Here is a 14,179-nt window from a genome sequence, read left to right as displayed (position 1 = left end):
CCGCAGCGCCGATGCGCCGCAATCACGGACCCGGGCTTCCGGTACGGCGTCCGGAAGGGGCTCCGCAGGCGCCGCCCGTCATGCGAACGGGACGTTCACGCACGCCAGCCGCGCCCCCGCCATGCCCGCCCGGCCCTGCGCCGTCTCGGTGGCGTGCTCGTGGATGACGACGGAGCGGGCCTCGCCGGGGCGGAATCGCCAGGCGACCGAGGCGGAGGACGTGCCGTCGCCCCGCCGGTCGGTGGTGAGGTCCAGCCAGACCTCGTTGCGCGGATTGGCGTACGCGGGGTCGGTGGAGGGCTGCTTCGGGTCCTTGACCTGCTGGTAGTGCGCGCCCGAGTCCTCGGGGCGGGTGCCGCACGGGTTCGTGTGGACGTGGGCGCCGAACGTGCGGTCCGGCTGGACGCCGTGCAGGGCCAGGCGGATGCGGGTGCCGTCACGGCCGGTGCGCTCGGTGACGGTGACGCGGGCGCCCGGCGGGACGGCCTCGCTGTCGAACGTCACGGCGCGCAGCACGTCGCCCGTGGGGTCGGAGAAGACGGTGCTGACATCGGCGCCTTCCCCGTGGGCGCCGCCCACGGGAGAGAGGCCCGCGGGAGAGAGCGCGAGCGTCGATGCGGCGAGCAGCGCTACGGCGAAGGACATCTTCCGCCCCTTTCGGGAGCTTTGACAGCGGCTTTCTGCGTCCCCCGCTCGTGCTTCCCACGGTATCGGCCCCTCACGCGCCGCGCGCGGCGGCCGGTGAGGACAATGAGCCGACCACCGCGTACCCCCAGGAGGACGACACATGCCGCCCAAGCCCGAGATAGTCGCCGCTTTCGAGGCGGCCAAGGGGTTCATGCCGCTCGACGAGGGGCTCGCCCTCCACGCCGCCGCCGAGGAGGCGGCGGGGCTGGGGCTGCCGCTGCTCGAAGTCGGCACCTACTGCGGCCGGTCGACGATCCTGCTGGCCGCCGCCGCCCGGGAGGCGGGCACGACGGCGGTGACCGTGGACCACCACCGGGGCAGCGAGGAGCAGCAGCCGGGCTGGGAGTACCACGACGCGTCACTCGTCGACGAGGCGGTGGGGCGGATGGACACCCTGCCGGTGTTCCGGCGCACGCTGCACCAGGCGGGGCTGGAGGAGCACGTGCTGGCGCTCGTGGGGCGGTCGCCGCTGGCGGCCTCGCTGTGGGGGAAGCCGCTGGGGCTGGTGTTCATCGACGGCGGGCACACCGACGAGCACGCGACGGCCGACTACGAGGGCTGGGTCCCGCACCTCGCGCCGGGCGGGCTGCTGGTCATCCACGACGTGTTCCCGGACCCGGCGGACGGCGGGCAGGCGCCGTACCGCGTATACCTCAGGGCACTGGAATCCGGGGAGTTCACCGAAGTGTCGGTGACGCGGTCGCTGCGGGTGCTGCGGCGCGGACCGGTTACGGCGTAGGCCCCCTGCGCGGCGGGGCGGCGGCGTAGCATCGCCGGGTGTCCAAAGGCAGCTTTCCCCGCTTCCCCCGCTCGCCGCGCGCCGGCCGCCCCGGCCGCCCGGCCGGTTTCCGCACGCCCGTAGTCGTCGCGGTGGCGGCCCTGGTCCCGGCCGGGGTCGCGGGCTGGCTGCTGTGGGACGCGGAGGCGGACGGCGGGAAGAAGGCGCCGGTGGCCGCCGCGTCGCCGGCGACGCCCGGCGGGGCCCCCGCGTCGCGGGCCCCGTCCGGGAAGCCCTCGCCGGAAGGCAAGGAGCCTTCGGCGCCCGGGTCGTCCGCTCCGGCGGACGCGCAGAGTCCCTCGCCGGCCGCCGCGGACGACGGGCCGCTGCCCGACGGGCCCCTCAAGGGCAAGGTGGTCGTGGTCGACCCCGGGCACAACATCCGCAACAGCGAGCACACCGCGGAGATCGACCGTTCCGTCGACATCGGCACGGGCCGCAAGGAGTGCGACACCACCGGGACGTCCACGGACGACGGCTACGCGGAGGCGTCGTTCAGCCTCGACGTCGCCCACCGGCTGCGCACGATCCTGCGGGCGCAGGGCGCCAAGGTGGTGTTCACGCACGACGGGGAGCGTCCGTACGGCCCGTGCGTGGACGAGCGGGCGGCGATCGGGAACCGGGCGCACGCCGACGCCGCCGTCTCGGTGCACGCCGACGGCTCGGCCGTCGGCAACCGCGGCTTCCATGTGATCCTGCCCGCCTCCGTCAAGGGCGGCCGCGCGGACACCGCGCCGATCGTCGGGCCGTCGAAGGAGCTCGGCGTGCGGATCGCGGGCCACTTCGTGCGCGTCACGCGCAGCGCCGCGTCCAACTACATCGGCGGCGGCACGGGCCTCGACACCCGCGGTGACCTCGGCGGTCTCAACCTGTCGACCGTGCCGAAGGTGTTCATCGAGTGCGGCAACATGCGGGACCCGAAGGACGCCGCCCTGCTGACGGACGGAGCCTGGCGGGAGAAGGCGGCGCAGGGGATCGCCGACGGCATCACGGACTTCCTGGACGGGTAGGTCCGAAGCGGTCCCCGGGACCGCCGGCGCGGCCGTCCGCGCAGACCACAGGCTTGTCACGAGGCAGATACGAAGAAGACGCCCCGACCGTGCAGGCGATAGGTTCACCCGTACGATGGGGGGCCACCCCCGCGCCCCCGCATCCTCGCGTGCCGGCGACAGCGACGTTAATGATCACACTGACAAAGGACATGAGAGTGAACATCCGCTCCCTCACTCGAGGCGACGGCGTGGTGATCGGAGCAGCGGTGTTGCTGTTCATCGCCTCGTTCCTCAGCTTCTACTCGTACGACTGCGCGGGATCGATCTGCCCCACCGAGCCCAACGGCTGGAAGGCCGGCCTCTTCCCCGTCCTGCCGTCGATCTTCCTCGCCGGGATCATCGCCGCCGGTCTCATCGTCGCCACCCGCTTCCAGCCCGAGGGCCGCAAGCTCGTGGGCCTGGAGCTCGGCCAGTGGGGCACCGCGTTCGCCGTGTTCGCCGCGTGGTCCTCGCTGTGGACGATCATCGGCGGCGCCCAGGGCGTGTCCCCGGGCGTCGGCCAGATCCTGGCCCTCCTCGCCAACGCGGCCCTGGCCGCCACGGCGCTGATGACCCCGCGCATCCCGGCCCTGAAGGCCCCGCTGGTGAACGCCGCAGGCCCGCAGGCCCCGTCCCCGTACGGCGCCGGCCCGAACCCGGGCTACGGCTACCCCGGCCCGGGCGGTGCCCAGCAGGCCGGCCCGTACGGCGGCGCGCAGCAGCAGCCCTACGGCGCCCAGCCGGGCCAGCCGGATGCGAGCCTCGGCGGTGCCGCGGCCGCGCCGTCGCCCGCCGCCGGCCAGCCCGCGGCCCCGGCCGGGGACTTCGCCCCGTTCTGGTTCGCGGTGCCGGTGCCGCGCCCGCTGTACGGCGAGGACGGTTCGCCGACGCAGATCGCCGAGCTCGCGCCCGGCACGTGGTACCTCGCGGTGGAGCAGCGCGGCCAGGCCCTGGTCGCGCAGACGCAGGACGGCCGCCGCGGCCTGCTGCAGGACACGACGGGCATCCAGCGCGGCTGACGCGCACGGTGCACGGACGGCGGCCCGCCGGGGTTTTCCCGGCGGGCCGCCGTCGTGTCCGGGCACCGGCGCCGGACGGGTCCGTTCCCACCGCTGGAACGCGCTGTCCGCGGATCCAGGGGTGCCGCCGCGACAACCCTCCGCCGCAACGGCGAGCGACCACCGTGGCGTGGAACGGCGGCGCCGGACCCGGCCCTGCCACCGCCGTCGCCGCGGCCACGCCGCCCGGCGCCCCGCGAGGGCCGTCTTGTCCGGGCGCGGAACGGTCCGTACAGTCGGCCGCATACCTGACGGTACGTCAGCTACGGACCCTGCCGGGAGGCACCCCGTGCGGCTCGGACTCGCGCTCGGCTACTGGGGCCGCGGCCCCGACCCCCGCCACCTCGGCCTGGCCCGGGAGGCCGAGCGGCTCGGCTACCACTCGGTGTGGACCGCCGAGGCCTGGGGCTCCGACGCCTTCACCCCCCTCACCTGGATCGCCGCGCACACGAGCCGCATCCGGCTCGGCACGGCCGTCGCCCAGATGGCCGCCCGCAGCCCCGCGGCCACCGCGATGCACGCCCTCACCCTCGACCACCTCTCCGGCGGCCGGCTGCTGCTCGGCCTGGGGCTGTCGGGCCCTCAGGTCGTCGAGGGCTGGTACGGGCGGCCGTTCCCGGACAGCCCGCTGACCGCCACGCGCGAGTACGTGGACGTGGTCCGCCAGGTGCTGCGGCGCCGGGCCCCGGTGACGCTGGAGGGCCGCCACCACGCCCTCCCCTACCGCGGCCCCGGCGCGACCGGCCTCGGCAGACCGCTCCGCCCCATCACCCATCCCCTGCGCACGGACCTGCCCGTCCTGCTCGGCGCCGAGGGGCCCCGCAACGTCGCCCAGACCGCGCGCATCGCCGACGGCTGGCTGCCCCTGTACTGGTCCCCGCTCCGTACGAACCTGCACGCCGAGGCCCTCGCCGCCGCGCCGCCGGGCTTCCTGGTGGCGCCGCTGGTCCGGGCCCGGGTGTGCGCCGACGTCACCGAGGGGCTGCTTCCGGTGAAGGCGATGCTCGGCTTCTACATCGGCGGCATGGGCCACGCGCGCCGCAACTTCCACGCCGACCTCATGGCGCGCATGGGCTACGGCGAGGAGGCGGGGCGGGTGCGGGAGCTGTTCCTGGCGGGGCGGCGCGAGGAGGCCGTCGCGGCCGTGCCGGACGCCTTCGCCGACGAGATCTCGCTCGTGGGGCCGCGCGGGCGGATCGCGGAGCGGCTGGAGCTGTGGCGGGCGGGGCCGGTGACGGACCTGCTGGTGACGGCGCCGGACCCGGAGACGCTGCGGGTGCTGGCGGAGCTGGTTTGACCGCGGGCCGTCCGGTGCGACCGCGGGCCCGGCGCGGCTGCGGGACCGGCGGCTGCGCGACCCACGGCCGCCGTCACGGCGTCACGGCCGGTCCGGCCGCCCCTGCCCGTGGAGCCAGGGGCCGAACACGCCGCCGAGGTTCTTCCCGGTGCGCTGCTGCCAGAACCGCTCGAACTCGGCGGTGTCGGCGTTGTCGTACTTGTGCTCGCTCACCCAGGCCCGGGTCGTGGCGAAGAAGGCCTCGTCGCCGACGGCCTGCCGCAGCTTGTGCAGCACCATGGCGCCGCGGCCGTAGACCGGCGGGTCGGAGACCGTGGCCGGGGCGGGGTCGGCGGGCGGGAAGGCCCAGATGCCGTCGCTCAGCGGGTCCTTGCCGGAGTAGTAGTCGTCGAAGGTGCGCTGGACGGAGCGGCCGCCGTGCTTCTCCTCCCACATCCACTCCGCGTACGCGGCGAAGCCCTCGTTGAGCCACATGTCGCGCCAGGTGCGCGGGGTGACGGAGTTGCCGAACCACTGGTGGACGACTTCGTGCACGACCGTCACGTCGTCCGGAGTGGAGTCGAAGTAGGGCTTGGTCTGGGTCTCCAGGGCGTACTGGACGTACGGGTTGTGGTCGACGACCGCGCCGGCGGAGGAGAACGGGTACGGGCCGAAGAGGTCGCTCGCCCAGGCGATGGCCTCGGGCAGGAGCTTCTCCAGGCGGGGCCCGGCCTGGGCCTCCTTGGGGTGGGTGGCGATGTAGAGGGGCAGGTCGCCGGCGCGGGCGGTGGTGACCTTGAACGGGGAGACGGCCACGCTCGCCAGGTAGCTCGCCATGGGCTCGGCGCTGTGCCAGGCGAACACCGTCCGGTTCCCCTTGTTCTCCTGGTGCTGCAGCTCGCCGTTGGCTACGGCGGTGTAGCCCTTGGGGACGGTCACCTCGATGTCGTAGGCGGCCTTGTCGGAGGGGTGGTGATTGCCGGGGAACCAGGCCATCGAGCCGGTGGGCTGGCCGAGGCCGACCGCGCCGTCGTCGGTCTCGACCCAGCCCTCCAGGGCGCTGCCGTCCTCGTCGGTGATCTCCTTCGGCGTGCCGTCGTAGACGACGACCGTCTCGAATTCGTGGCCCTTGCCCAGCGTCTCGCGCGGCGTCACGATCAGCTCGGTGCCCTTCCGGGCCGTGCGGGCCGTGCGGCCGTCGACGCGGGCGCTGCGGACCTTCAGCCCCTTGAGGTCGAGGTTGAAGGAGCCGAGGTCCTGCGTCGCGCGGGCGGTGATGACGGCCTTGCCCTTGAGGTGGTTGCCCTCCGGTTCGTAGTCGAGGGTGAGGCCGTAGTGCCGGACGTCGTACCCGCCGTTGCCCAGGCGCGGGAAGAGCGGGTCCCCCGCGCCGGGCGCGCCGGCCTTGGGCGTCGCGGCGTCACCGGAGCCGCAGGCCGCCACGAGCACGAGGGCGACGGGCAGCACGGCGGCCCGGACGAGCCTGCAGGACACGGAGGATCTGGGCACAACGGTCATACGATGATGCTCTCATCCGACCCCGGGGTGGTGGGTGAGGGCAACGGCACGGCCTCCGGTGGGCGGCCCCCGGTGGGTGCCCCTGTGGGCCGAGGGGTCTCAGAAGACGGCCCGCTCCAGCCAGAAGTCGAGCAGCTCGCGGTCGCCCAGGACCTCGACCCGGTCGGTGTCGGCGGGCAGGCGGCGGAGGAGGACGCTCAACACGTCGGTCAGCGGCCCGCGGACGGCCACGGCTGCCTTCTCGTGGGCCCGCCGCCAGGCGATCCCCTCGCCGGTGAGGTCGATGAACCACTCCGCGTTGAGCTCCGCCGGGGTGTCGGTCGCGTGCAGGTGGAGGGTGCGGCCGGGGCCCGGCAGCTCCTTCAGCTGCGGCTTGAACGCGACGGCGGCCGGGAAGGTGAGTATCCCCAGCCACTCGTCGACGCAGTCCGCCGCGAGCTCGGGCTCCGCCGTGAAGGGGATGCCGACGGCGCCCAGGGCGTCGGCGCGGTGCACCAGCGTCTCGTGCGCCGCGCGGCGGGCCCAGAACGCGGACCGCTGGTCCTCGGAGAACGTCCACACGGGGCTGTCGGGCCCCGCCTCGCGCAGGACCGCTACCAGCGCCTCGGCGCCCGCGGCGAGCCAGGCGGTGAGGGCCGGCAGGTCGTCCGCGGAGGGGTCGCCCGGGCCGGGCACGGGGATGACCTGCCCGGCGGTGGACGGCGGCACGAACTCCATGACCCGCCCGCGCACGAGCCCGGTGGCCATGCGGTGGGCCTGCCCCACGTGCAGCAGGAGGTGGCCGAGCGTCCACTCCGGGCACGTGGGCACGGTGACGGACACGTCGGCGCCCTCGCTCAGGGCCGCGCACAGCAGGCCGGTCTGGTCGAGGATCGCGGAACAGTAGCGCTCGTGACTCAGCATCTTCGTCATGGCCTCACTGTAGGACCGCCCACTGACAACGACCCCGACGGGTAGGGAAGTTCAGAAACCGGTCCGTCCCCCTCCGGATCAGCCTTTCTGGATCTCCGAGTACGAGGGGACCTTGTCGGTGACCGGCGCCCCGGCGTCCTTGCCCGCGTTCTTGACGCTGTTGATGACGCCGTCGAACGCGCCCGCGTCCCCGTCCGTGGCCTCGCCCTTGCGGAACTTGGCGGTCAGCCCCTTGAGCGACTCGACGCCCGCGCTGAGCGGGGCCACCGCCTTCGAGAGCGTGGGGTCGCCCTTGGCGTTGTTCAGCGCCGCCTTGAACCGGTTGTAGGCGAAGGTGCCCGCGAGACCCGCCTTGACCAGGGCCACGGTCCGCCCGTCGGCCCCCTTCTTGAAGGCGCCCGCCCGGTACGGCTTGATGATCCACTGGTACGAGGCGCCCGCGGCGAGACCGGCGTTGGCGACGAACCGGGTCTTGGCGAACTTCTGCCGCTCGACGGAGTTCGTGGGGCTCGCCCCGCCCTCCGCGGAGCCCTTCTTGCCGCCGCCACCGCAGCCCGTACCGGTCAGGAGCAGCCCGCAGACGAGGGGCAGGGCGACGACGGCAGCGGCACGACGGGGCACGGGGCGGCCTCCTGGGCGAGCGGGGGTCCCATGCCGCCAGGGTGCCGGGTGGCCGTGCGGCCCGCCACGGGGAGGGGCCCGTTCGAGCGTTCACCGCGGTGGCGGCACGGTTTCGGCACCGCAGGCCGAAGACTTGCCCGCCGCGACGGCGATCCGCCACCGCGGCGAGGGTCCGGTGGAATCCGCAGGCACCGGAACCGGGCCGTGAGCTGTCCCCGCCGGAGACGCTACGCCCCCGGGCAGCAGTCCGGCTCCAAGCCCGCGGGGAGCCGTTCCCCGCCGAACACCGCGGTCGTCGCCTCGTCGCCCCCGAGCGCCGCCGCCGCGAGGAGCAGCGAACCCGCCGTCCACGTGGTGCGCTCCTCGGGCCAGACGGCGTCGTCGTCGTAGACGTAGCCCGTCCAGTACATGCCGTCCTCGGCGCGCAGGTGCTGGATCCACTGCAGGATCTGCACGGCGCGGTCGGACTCCCCCATCACCCACAGCGCGAGGGCGAGCTCGCAGCTCTCGCCGCCGGTCACCCACGGGTTGGGCAGCACGCAGCGCACGCCCAGGCCCGGGACGACGAAGCGGTCCCAGCCCTCCTCTATGCGCTCCTTGGCGGCCACGCCGGCGACGGCGCCGCCGAGGACGGGGTAGTACCAGTCCATCGAGTAGCGGCTCTTGTCGAGGAACCGCTCGGGGTGCCGGCGTATCGCGTGCGCGAGCAGGCCCGTGGCCAGCTCCCAGTCGGGCTGCGGCTCCTCGCGGTGCTCGGCGATGGCCAGGGCGCAGCGCAGCGCCTGGTGGATGGACGAGGAGCCGGTCAGCAGCGCGTCGGTGACGGGGGTGCCGTCGTCCTCGCGCTTCCAGCCGATCTGGCCGCCGGCCTGCTGGAGCCGCAGGACGAACTCGACGGCGGCGTAGACGGTCGGCCACATGCTGTCGAGGAAGGCGTCGTCGCCGGTGGCGAGGTAGTGGTGCCAGACGCCGACCGCGGCGTAGGCGACGAAGTTGCTCTCGCGGCCGCGGTCGGTGGGCTCGTCGGCGGCGCCGTCGGCGTAGGCGGCGTACCAGGAGCCGTCGGGGTTCTGGTGGCGGGCGAGCCAGCGGTAGGCGGCCTCGGCGCGGCCGTGCTCGCCGGCGGCGTCGAGGGCCATGGCCGCCTCGACGTGGTCCCACGGGTCGAGGTGGTGGCCGCGGAACCAGGGGATGGCGCCGTCCTCGCGCTGGGCGGCGGCGATGCCGGCGACCGTGCCGGTGACCTGTTCCGCCGTCAGGACGCCGGGCAGGACGAGGCGTTCGGTGCGGCCGGAGCCGCGGCTGAAGGTGGTCACGCCGCCACCCCGTCACCGGTGCCGGGCAGGTGCGGCTTGGTCGCGTACGCCACGAAGCTCTTGCCGATGAGCGGGTTGAGGGCCTGCTCGGCGAGCCGGGTGGCCAGGGGCTTCTTCATGATGTCCCAGACCAGGAGCTTGTGGTAGGCGCGGACGGGCAGCGCCTTGTCGTTGTCGACGCCGAAGGCGCACTTGAGCCACCAGTAGGGGCTGTGCAGGCCGTGGGCGTGGTGCGTGCCGTACGGCTTGAGGCCGGCTTCGCGCATCCTGTCCAGGAGCTCGTCGCCGCGGTAGATGCGGATGTGGCCGCCCTCGACCTCGTGGTAGGCGTCCGAGAGGGCCCAGCAGATCTTCTCGGGGCCGTAGCGGGGGACGGTGACGGCGATCCGGCCGCCGGGCTTGAGGACGCGGACCATCTCCGCGAGCACGCCCTTGTCGTCCGGGATGTGCTCCATGACCTCGGAGATGATGACGACGTCGAAGCTGTCGTCCGGGAAGGGCAGCGCGAGAGCGTCGCCCTCCATGGCGGTGGCGGTGGCCCCTTCGGGGGCCTCACCCGCCTCCTTCATGGCGGCGAACCACTTGGCGACCTCGCGTATCTCCTCGCCGTTGCGGTCCAGCGCGACGACGCGCGCCCCGCGCCGGTAGCACTCGAATGCGTGCCGTCCCGCGCCGCACCCCAGATCGAGGACGCGGTCGCCTGCGGCGAGCGGGAAGCGGGAGAAATCGACGGTCAGCACGGGTATTTGCCTTCGGCCGGCGGGACGGGGGGTTGTGCGGGGGCGTACGGATGACTGCGGGCCGGGCACCGCCGGACCGCACCGTGGTGGTTGCGCACCGCGGCGGCGGGCTGTGGAGGCCGGTGCCGCGCCGGGCCTGCGGGCTTGCGGTGACCGCAGCGTCTTCCCTCCGCCGCAACGGCGAGCAGGCGCCGCGGCGCGGACCGGCGGTGCCGGACGGCCTTGTCGCGGCTGGGCGGCGCCGCGGCGGGCGGTTCGTGTCGGCGCCGGAGCGCGGTGCCGGCCGTCACTAGGCGGGCCGTCCGGCGGCGCGCCGGGCGCCCGCGTCGCCGCCCGCGAGGGCGATCGCCTCGCGGTAGTGGCGGGCCGTGCCGAGCGCGGCCTCGCGCCAGGTGAAGCGGGAGAGGACGCGTTCGCGGCCCGCGGCGCCGAGGCGGCGGCGGAGGTCAGGGTCATCCAGGAGCCGCCCGAGGGCGGAGGCGAGGGCTCCGGGGTCGCCGGGCGGGACGGCGAGGCAGGTCTCGCCGTCGGGGCCGGCGACCTCGGGGATGGCGCCCCCGGTCGTGGCGGCGAGCGGCGTTCCCGTGGCCATGGCCTCCGCGGCCGGCAGGGAGAAGCCCTCGTACAGGGACGGCACGCAGGCGACCTGCGCCGACCGCACGAGGCCGACGAGTTCGGCGTCGGTGATGCCCTTGACGAACTCGACGGCGTTCTCCAGCCCGCAGCGCCGGATCGCGGTGGCGACCGGCCCGTCCTCGGCGCGCTTGCCGACGACGACGAGGTGCGCGGCGGGGTGCCGGCGGCGGACCACGGCCAGGGCCTCGATCAGGTGCACCAGGCCCTTGAGGGGCACGTCCGCGCTGGACGTCGTGACGATCCGGCCCGGCACCTCGGGCACGGACGGGTCCGGCGAGAACAGGTCCGTGTCGGCGCCGATCGGCACGACGTGCACCCGCTCGGCCCGTACGCCGAGGTGGTCGACGATCTCCTGGCGCGAGGAGCCGGAGACGGTGAGCACGGACGGCAGCCGCCGGGCGACACGTTTCTGCATGCGCGTGAACCCGTACCAGCGCCGTACGGACGCCCGCCGCTTCCAGTCCGCGGCGGCGGCGAGGTCGAGCTGCCGATCGACGGTGATGGGGTGGTGGATCGTGGTGACGAGCGGAGCGCCGATCGCGGCGGGGCCGCCCAGGAGCCCGTAGCCGAGCGTCTGGTTGTCGTGGACGACGTCGAACCGGCCGCGCTGCGCGGCGAGGTGGCGGCGGGCGCGCAGGCTGAAGGTGAGCGGCTCGGGGAAGCCGCCCGTCCACATGGTGGAGACCTCGAGCGCGTCGATCCAGTCGCGGTACTCGTCGCGCCCGGGCGTGCGGAAGGGGTCCGGCTGGCGGTAGAGGTCGAGGCTCGCGAGCTCGGTGAGGGTCACGCCCTCGTCGAGGACGGGGTACGGCTGGGAGCCGATGACCTCGACGCTGTGCCCGAGGCGGGCGAGTTCGCGGGAGAGGTGGCGGACGTACACGCCCTGGCCGCCGCAGAACGGGTTGCCCTTGTAAGTGAGCAGTGCGATGCGCAGAGGGCGGTCGTGGTCGCCCGTCTCACGGAGGGCGTCCCGCCGTGCGTCCCGCGCGTGCGCTGCGAGAGCTGCCTCAGTGGCCTCTGCGGTCACTCCCCCGGCCTCCTTCTGGCTGCTGTTCCGGCCGGAGCGTAACCGGTCGCGCTAATCTAGAACAAGTTTCAGACTGGGTCGTCCGGAAGCCTCGAATCTACCGGCCGTAAGGGCAGCCGCCAGGACCGGATCGGGTGATTCGCGCCACGGCCCGGCCCCTGCCATGCTGTGCCGTCCGGGCCGTACAGACACCCTGGATGGATGCCACGGAATGGGACATATGACGACGGAATCCAAGTCGCCGACCGCGCGGGCCGTGCCCGCCGGGCCCAGCCTTCCCCTGACCGAGCGTCAGGCGGCCCGCCGCCGCCGGATCCTGCAGGCCACCGAGGAGCTCGCGAGCCGCGGCGGCTTCGACGCCGTGCAGATGCGGGAGGTCGCCGAAGCGGCGGGCGTCGCGCTCGGCACGCTCTACCGCTACTTCCCCTCCAAGATCCACCTGCTTGTCGCCACCATGCAGGACCAGCTGCAGCAACTGCACGGCACGCTGCGCAAGCGCCCGCCGACGGACACCGACCCGGCCGCGCGCGTGGCCCAGACGCTGATGCGGGCGTTCCGCGCAATGCAGCGCGAACCGCACCTGGCCGATGCGATGGTGCGCGCCCTCACCTTCGCCGACCGCTCGGTGAGCGCCGAGGTCGACACCGTCTCCCGGCTCACCACGGCGCTCATCCTGGACGCCATGGGCCCGGCCGGGCCGCCCACCCCCGAGCAGCTCTCCGCCGTCCGCGTCATCGAGCACACCTGGCACTCGGCGCTCATTACCTGGCTCTCGGGGCGCGCGTCGATCGCCCAGGTACGGATCGACATCGAGACCGTCTGCCGGCTCATCCGGCTCACTACCCCACAGCAAGCCTGATGCGCTACCCCCGGCACCCGATTCATGAGGGGCGCTTTCGAGTGAACTTGGGGCGCACGTGGCGTGATTCATGCGCCCTTGCGCCCCCTCCATGTCCCGTATACACGCCCGTCGCGGTGGCACACGCCGGTATGAATGGGCGTCGTGCCCGGCGCAGCGTTCGCTGCGCCGGGGAAGCGGCAAGGGGAAGCCGTAAGCGGAAGGCGGGGACCGTGATCCGGGTACTTCTGGTGCATGACACCTATCTGCTGCGCACAGCGCTGGCGTTCCTGCTCGGCAGGGAGCCGGACCTGGAGGTCACGTCGGCCTCGTGGCAGCGCGCGGCGGACCTGTCTCGCTCACTGCGGCCGCACGTGTGCGTGGTGGACATGGACAGCCCGGAGGCGGGCGGGCCGCGCGGGCTGCGGGAGCTGTCCGGGCACGGTGGCGCGCACGGCGAAGCCGCGGCGGGCGGAGACGGAAGGGCGGCCCTGCTCGCCCTGGCCAGCGCGGGGCGACCGGGGTCCCTGCGCCGGGCGTACGAGGAGAAGGCCCTGGGATACCTGAGCAAAAACGCTTCACCGGACCGGTTGGTCGAGGGGATACGGCACGTGGCGAAGGGCGAGCGGTACATCGACGAGGCGCTCGGCTTCGGCTTCCTGGAGGCCGCGGAGATCCCCCTCACGAGACGAGAGCTGAGCGTGCTGTCACTCGCGGCGGAAGGGGCGTCCGTCGGGGAGATCGCCCACAGCCTGCACCTGTCCAACGGGACGGTGCGCAATTACATGGCCGCCATCACCCGCAAGACCGGGGCGCGGAACCGGGTCGACGCGATCCGCATCTCGCGGGGGGCGGGGTGGGTGTGAGCCGTGCGCCCCGCCGTCCTCGCCCATGAGGTCCCGGTAGAGCGGCGAGCGCGCGAGCAGCTCGTGGTGGTCGCCGCAGGCCGTGTCCGCGCCGTCCATCACCAGGACGCGGCCGGCCCGGCGGGCGGAGGTCGCGCGGTGCGCGATGACGACGAGGGTGCCGCCGGGGCGGCGGGCGAAGGCCCGTTCGGCGCGGGCCTCCGCGGCGGGGTCCAGGTGACAGGTCGCCTCGTCCAGGACGGCGAGGGGAGCGGGCGAAAGGTAGGCGCGGGCGAGCGCGATCTGCTGCCGCTCGCCCGCGGACAGCTCCGCCGGGGCGAGGGGCGCCGCGAAGCCGCCCAGGCGGCGGACGAGTTCCGTCATGCCGAGCGCCTCCGCCGCGGCCCGCAGCTCCTCCTCCGGGACGGCGTCCGCGCGCAGATAGCCGAGGTTGCCGGCGAGCGTCCCCGAGAACACGTACGCCTCCTGCGGGATCAGCACCCGCCGGGCGGCCGCCGCGGCCGTGTCCGCCCGGTCCCCGTCGATGACGACCTCCCCGCTCCCCGGCCGCAGCAAGCCCGCGATCAGCCCGGCCAGCGTCGACTTCCCCACGCCGCTGGGGCCGACGACGGCCAGGTGCGCGCCGTGGGGCAGGGTCAGGTCCAGGTTGTGGACGACGGGGTCGGCGTGTTCGCCGTAGGCGAAGGTGAGGCGGCGGAGGCGGAGTGCCGCGGGCGAGGGGCCGTCCGGTGGCGTGGGGCCGGCCGGGGCGACCGGCGCTGTGGAGCCGTCCCGCGCCATGAGCCTGCGCGCCACCACGGCGAGGCGCGATCCGCTCGTGCCGAGGCCGTGAACGAGGTTCTGCAGCGCGGGCATCAGCGACTGCGTCAGGTAGG

13 protein-coding genes and 1 pseudogene are annotated in these 14,179 nt (G+C 74.2%); 6 read left to right on the top strand and 8 right to left on the bottom strand.

Annotated elements, in window-relative coordinates; all coding sequences use genetic code 11:
• Positions 1–78: 78 nt before the first annotated feature.
• Entirely contained in the window at positions 79–645 is a 567-nt protein-coding gene (locus tag IF61_RS0102480) for a superoxide dismutase family protein (protein ID WP_030364512.1), read from the bottom strand.
• 142 nt (positions 646–787) lie between these two features.
• Between IF61_RS0102480 and IF61_RS0102475 the strand changes: the two genes are divergently transcribed.
• From IF61_RS0102475 to IF61_RS0102460, 4 genes are all read left to right on the top strand, one after another.
• Complete coding sequence (locus IF61_RS0102475) at positions 788–1,426, top strand: class I SAM-dependent methyltransferase (protein ID WP_030364511.1); 639 nt, start codon at positions 788–790, stop codon at positions 1,424–1,426.
• A 38-nt stretch (positions 1,427–1,464) separates the two neighbouring features.
• Positions 1,465–2,475, top strand: a complete 1,011-nt coding sequence (locus IF61_RS0102470; protein ID WP_030364510.1) for an N-acetylmuramoyl-L-alanine amidase — start codon at positions 1,465–1,467, stop codon at positions 2,473–2,475.
• Between the two features lie 197 nt (positions 2,476–2,672).
• Positions 2,673–3,515: a hypothetical protein gene (locus IF61_RS0102465; protein ID WP_030364509.1), complete on the top strand. Its 843-nt coding sequence runs from the start codon at positions 2,673–2,675 to the stop codon at positions 3,513–3,515.
• Between the two features lie 328 nt (positions 3,516–3,843).
• Positions 3,844–4,851, top strand: a complete 1,008-nt coding sequence (locus IF61_RS0102460) for an LLM class F420-dependent oxidoreductase (RefSeq protein WP_030364508.1) — start codon at positions 3,844–3,846, stop codon at positions 4,849–4,851.
• 81 nt (positions 4,852–4,932) lie between these two features.
• On the opposite strand, the gene IF61_RS0102455 is transcribed toward IF61_RS0102460, so the two are convergent.
• The 6 genes from IF61_RS0102455 to IF61_RS0102430 all read right to left on the bottom strand — a co-directional run bounded on the left by IF61_RS0102455 (position 4,933) and on the right by IF61_RS0102430 (position 11,600).
• Positions 4,933–6,348 (bottom strand): M1 family metallopeptidase, encoded by a 1,416-nt coding sequence (locus tag IF61_RS0102455; protein ID WP_030364507.1) that lies wholly within the window; start codon positions 6,346–6,348, stop codon positions 4,933–4,935.
• Between the two features lie 99 nt (positions 6,349–6,447).
• On the bottom strand, positions 6,448–7,260 hold the full coding sequence (locus IF61_RS0102450; protein WP_030364506.1) for a maleylpyruvate isomerase family mycothiol-dependent enzyme: 813 nt from the start codon (positions 7,258–7,260) through the stop codon (positions 6,448–6,450).
• A 78-nt stretch (positions 7,261–7,338) separates the two neighbouring features.
• On the bottom strand, positions 7,339–7,881 hold the full coding sequence (locus IF61_RS0102445; protein ID WP_030364505.1) for a hypothetical protein: 543 nt from the start codon (positions 7,879–7,881) through the stop codon (positions 7,339–7,341).
• 227 nt (positions 7,882–8,108) lie between these two features.
• Positions 8,109–9,197: a prenyltransferase/squalene oxidase repeat-containing protein gene (locus tag IF61_RS0102440; RefSeq protein WP_030364504.1), complete on the bottom strand. Its 1,089-nt coding sequence runs from the start codon at positions 9,195–9,197 to the stop codon at positions 8,109–8,111.
• Complete coding sequence (locus tag IF61_RS0102435; protein WP_030364503.1) at positions 9,194–9,937, bottom strand: class I SAM-dependent methyltransferase; 744 nt, start codon at positions 9,935–9,937, stop codon at positions 9,194–9,196. The genes IF61_RS0102440 and IF61_RS0102435 overlap by 4 nt, the downstream gene beginning before the upstream one ends.
• 289 nt (positions 9,938–10,226) lie before the next feature.
• A complete protein-coding gene (locus IF61_RS0102430; protein WP_030364502.1) occupies positions 10,227–11,600 on the bottom strand; it encodes a glycosyltransferase family 4 protein in 1,374 nt (457 codons plus the stop codon).
• Positions 11,601–11,820: 220 nt separating this feature from the next.
• Between IF61_RS0102430 and IF61_RS0102425 the strand changes: the two genes are divergently transcribed.
• Both IF61_RS0102425 and IF61_RS37540 read left to right on the top strand, forming a co-directional pair.
• Complete coding sequence (locus IF61_RS0102425; RefSeq protein ID WP_030364501.1) at positions 11,821–12,459, top strand: TetR family transcriptional regulator; 639 nt, start codon at positions 11,821–11,823, stop codon at positions 12,457–12,459.
• A gap of 212 nt (positions 12,460–12,671) precedes the next feature.
• Complete coding sequence (locus IF61_RS37540; RefSeq protein WP_397945223.1) at positions 12,672–13,304, top strand: response regulator transcription factor; 633 nt, start codon at positions 12,672–12,674, stop codon at positions 13,302–13,304.
• A gap of 282 nt (positions 13,305–13,586) precedes the next feature.
• Here IF61_RS37540 and IF61_RS37680 read toward each other — a convergent pair.
• A pseudogene (locus IF61_RS37680) lies at positions 13,587–14,084 on the bottom strand (ATP-binding cassette domain-containing protein); the annotation flags it as partial.
• Positions 14,085–14,179 lie beyond the last annotated feature (95 nt).

It is taken from the genome of Streptomyces roseoverticillatus, assembly GCF_000719265.1.
Taxonomy (GTDB): domain Bacteria; phylum Actinomycetota; class Actinomycetes; order Streptomycetales; family Streptomycetaceae; genus Streptomyces; species Streptomyces roseoverticillatus.
The sequence above is the reverse complement of the archived record's forward strand: the minus strand, read 5'-3'. Positions and strand labels throughout refer to the sequence as shown.

Coding starts and splice junctions, on each gene's coding strand:
- IF61_RS0102480 (WP_030364512.1), bottom strand. CDS start 645: ATGTCCTTCGCCGTAGCGCTGCTCGCCGCATCGACGCTCGCGCTCTCT.
- IF61_RS0102475 (WP_030364511.1), top strand. CDS start 788: ATGCCGCCCAAGCCCGAGATAGTCGCCGCTTTCGAGGCGGCCAAGGGG.
- IF61_RS0102455 (WP_030364507.1), bottom strand. CDS start 6,348: ATGACCGTTGTGCCCAGATCCTCCGTGTCCTGCAGGCTCGTCCGGGCC.
- IF61_RS0102450 (WP_030364506.1), bottom strand. CDS start 7,260: ATGACGAAGATGCTGAGTCACGAGCGCTACTGTTCCGCGATCCTCGAC.
- IF61_RS0102425 (WP_030364501.1), top strand. CDS start 11,821: ATGACGACGGAATCCAAGTCGCCGACCGCGCGGGCCGTGCCCGCCGGG.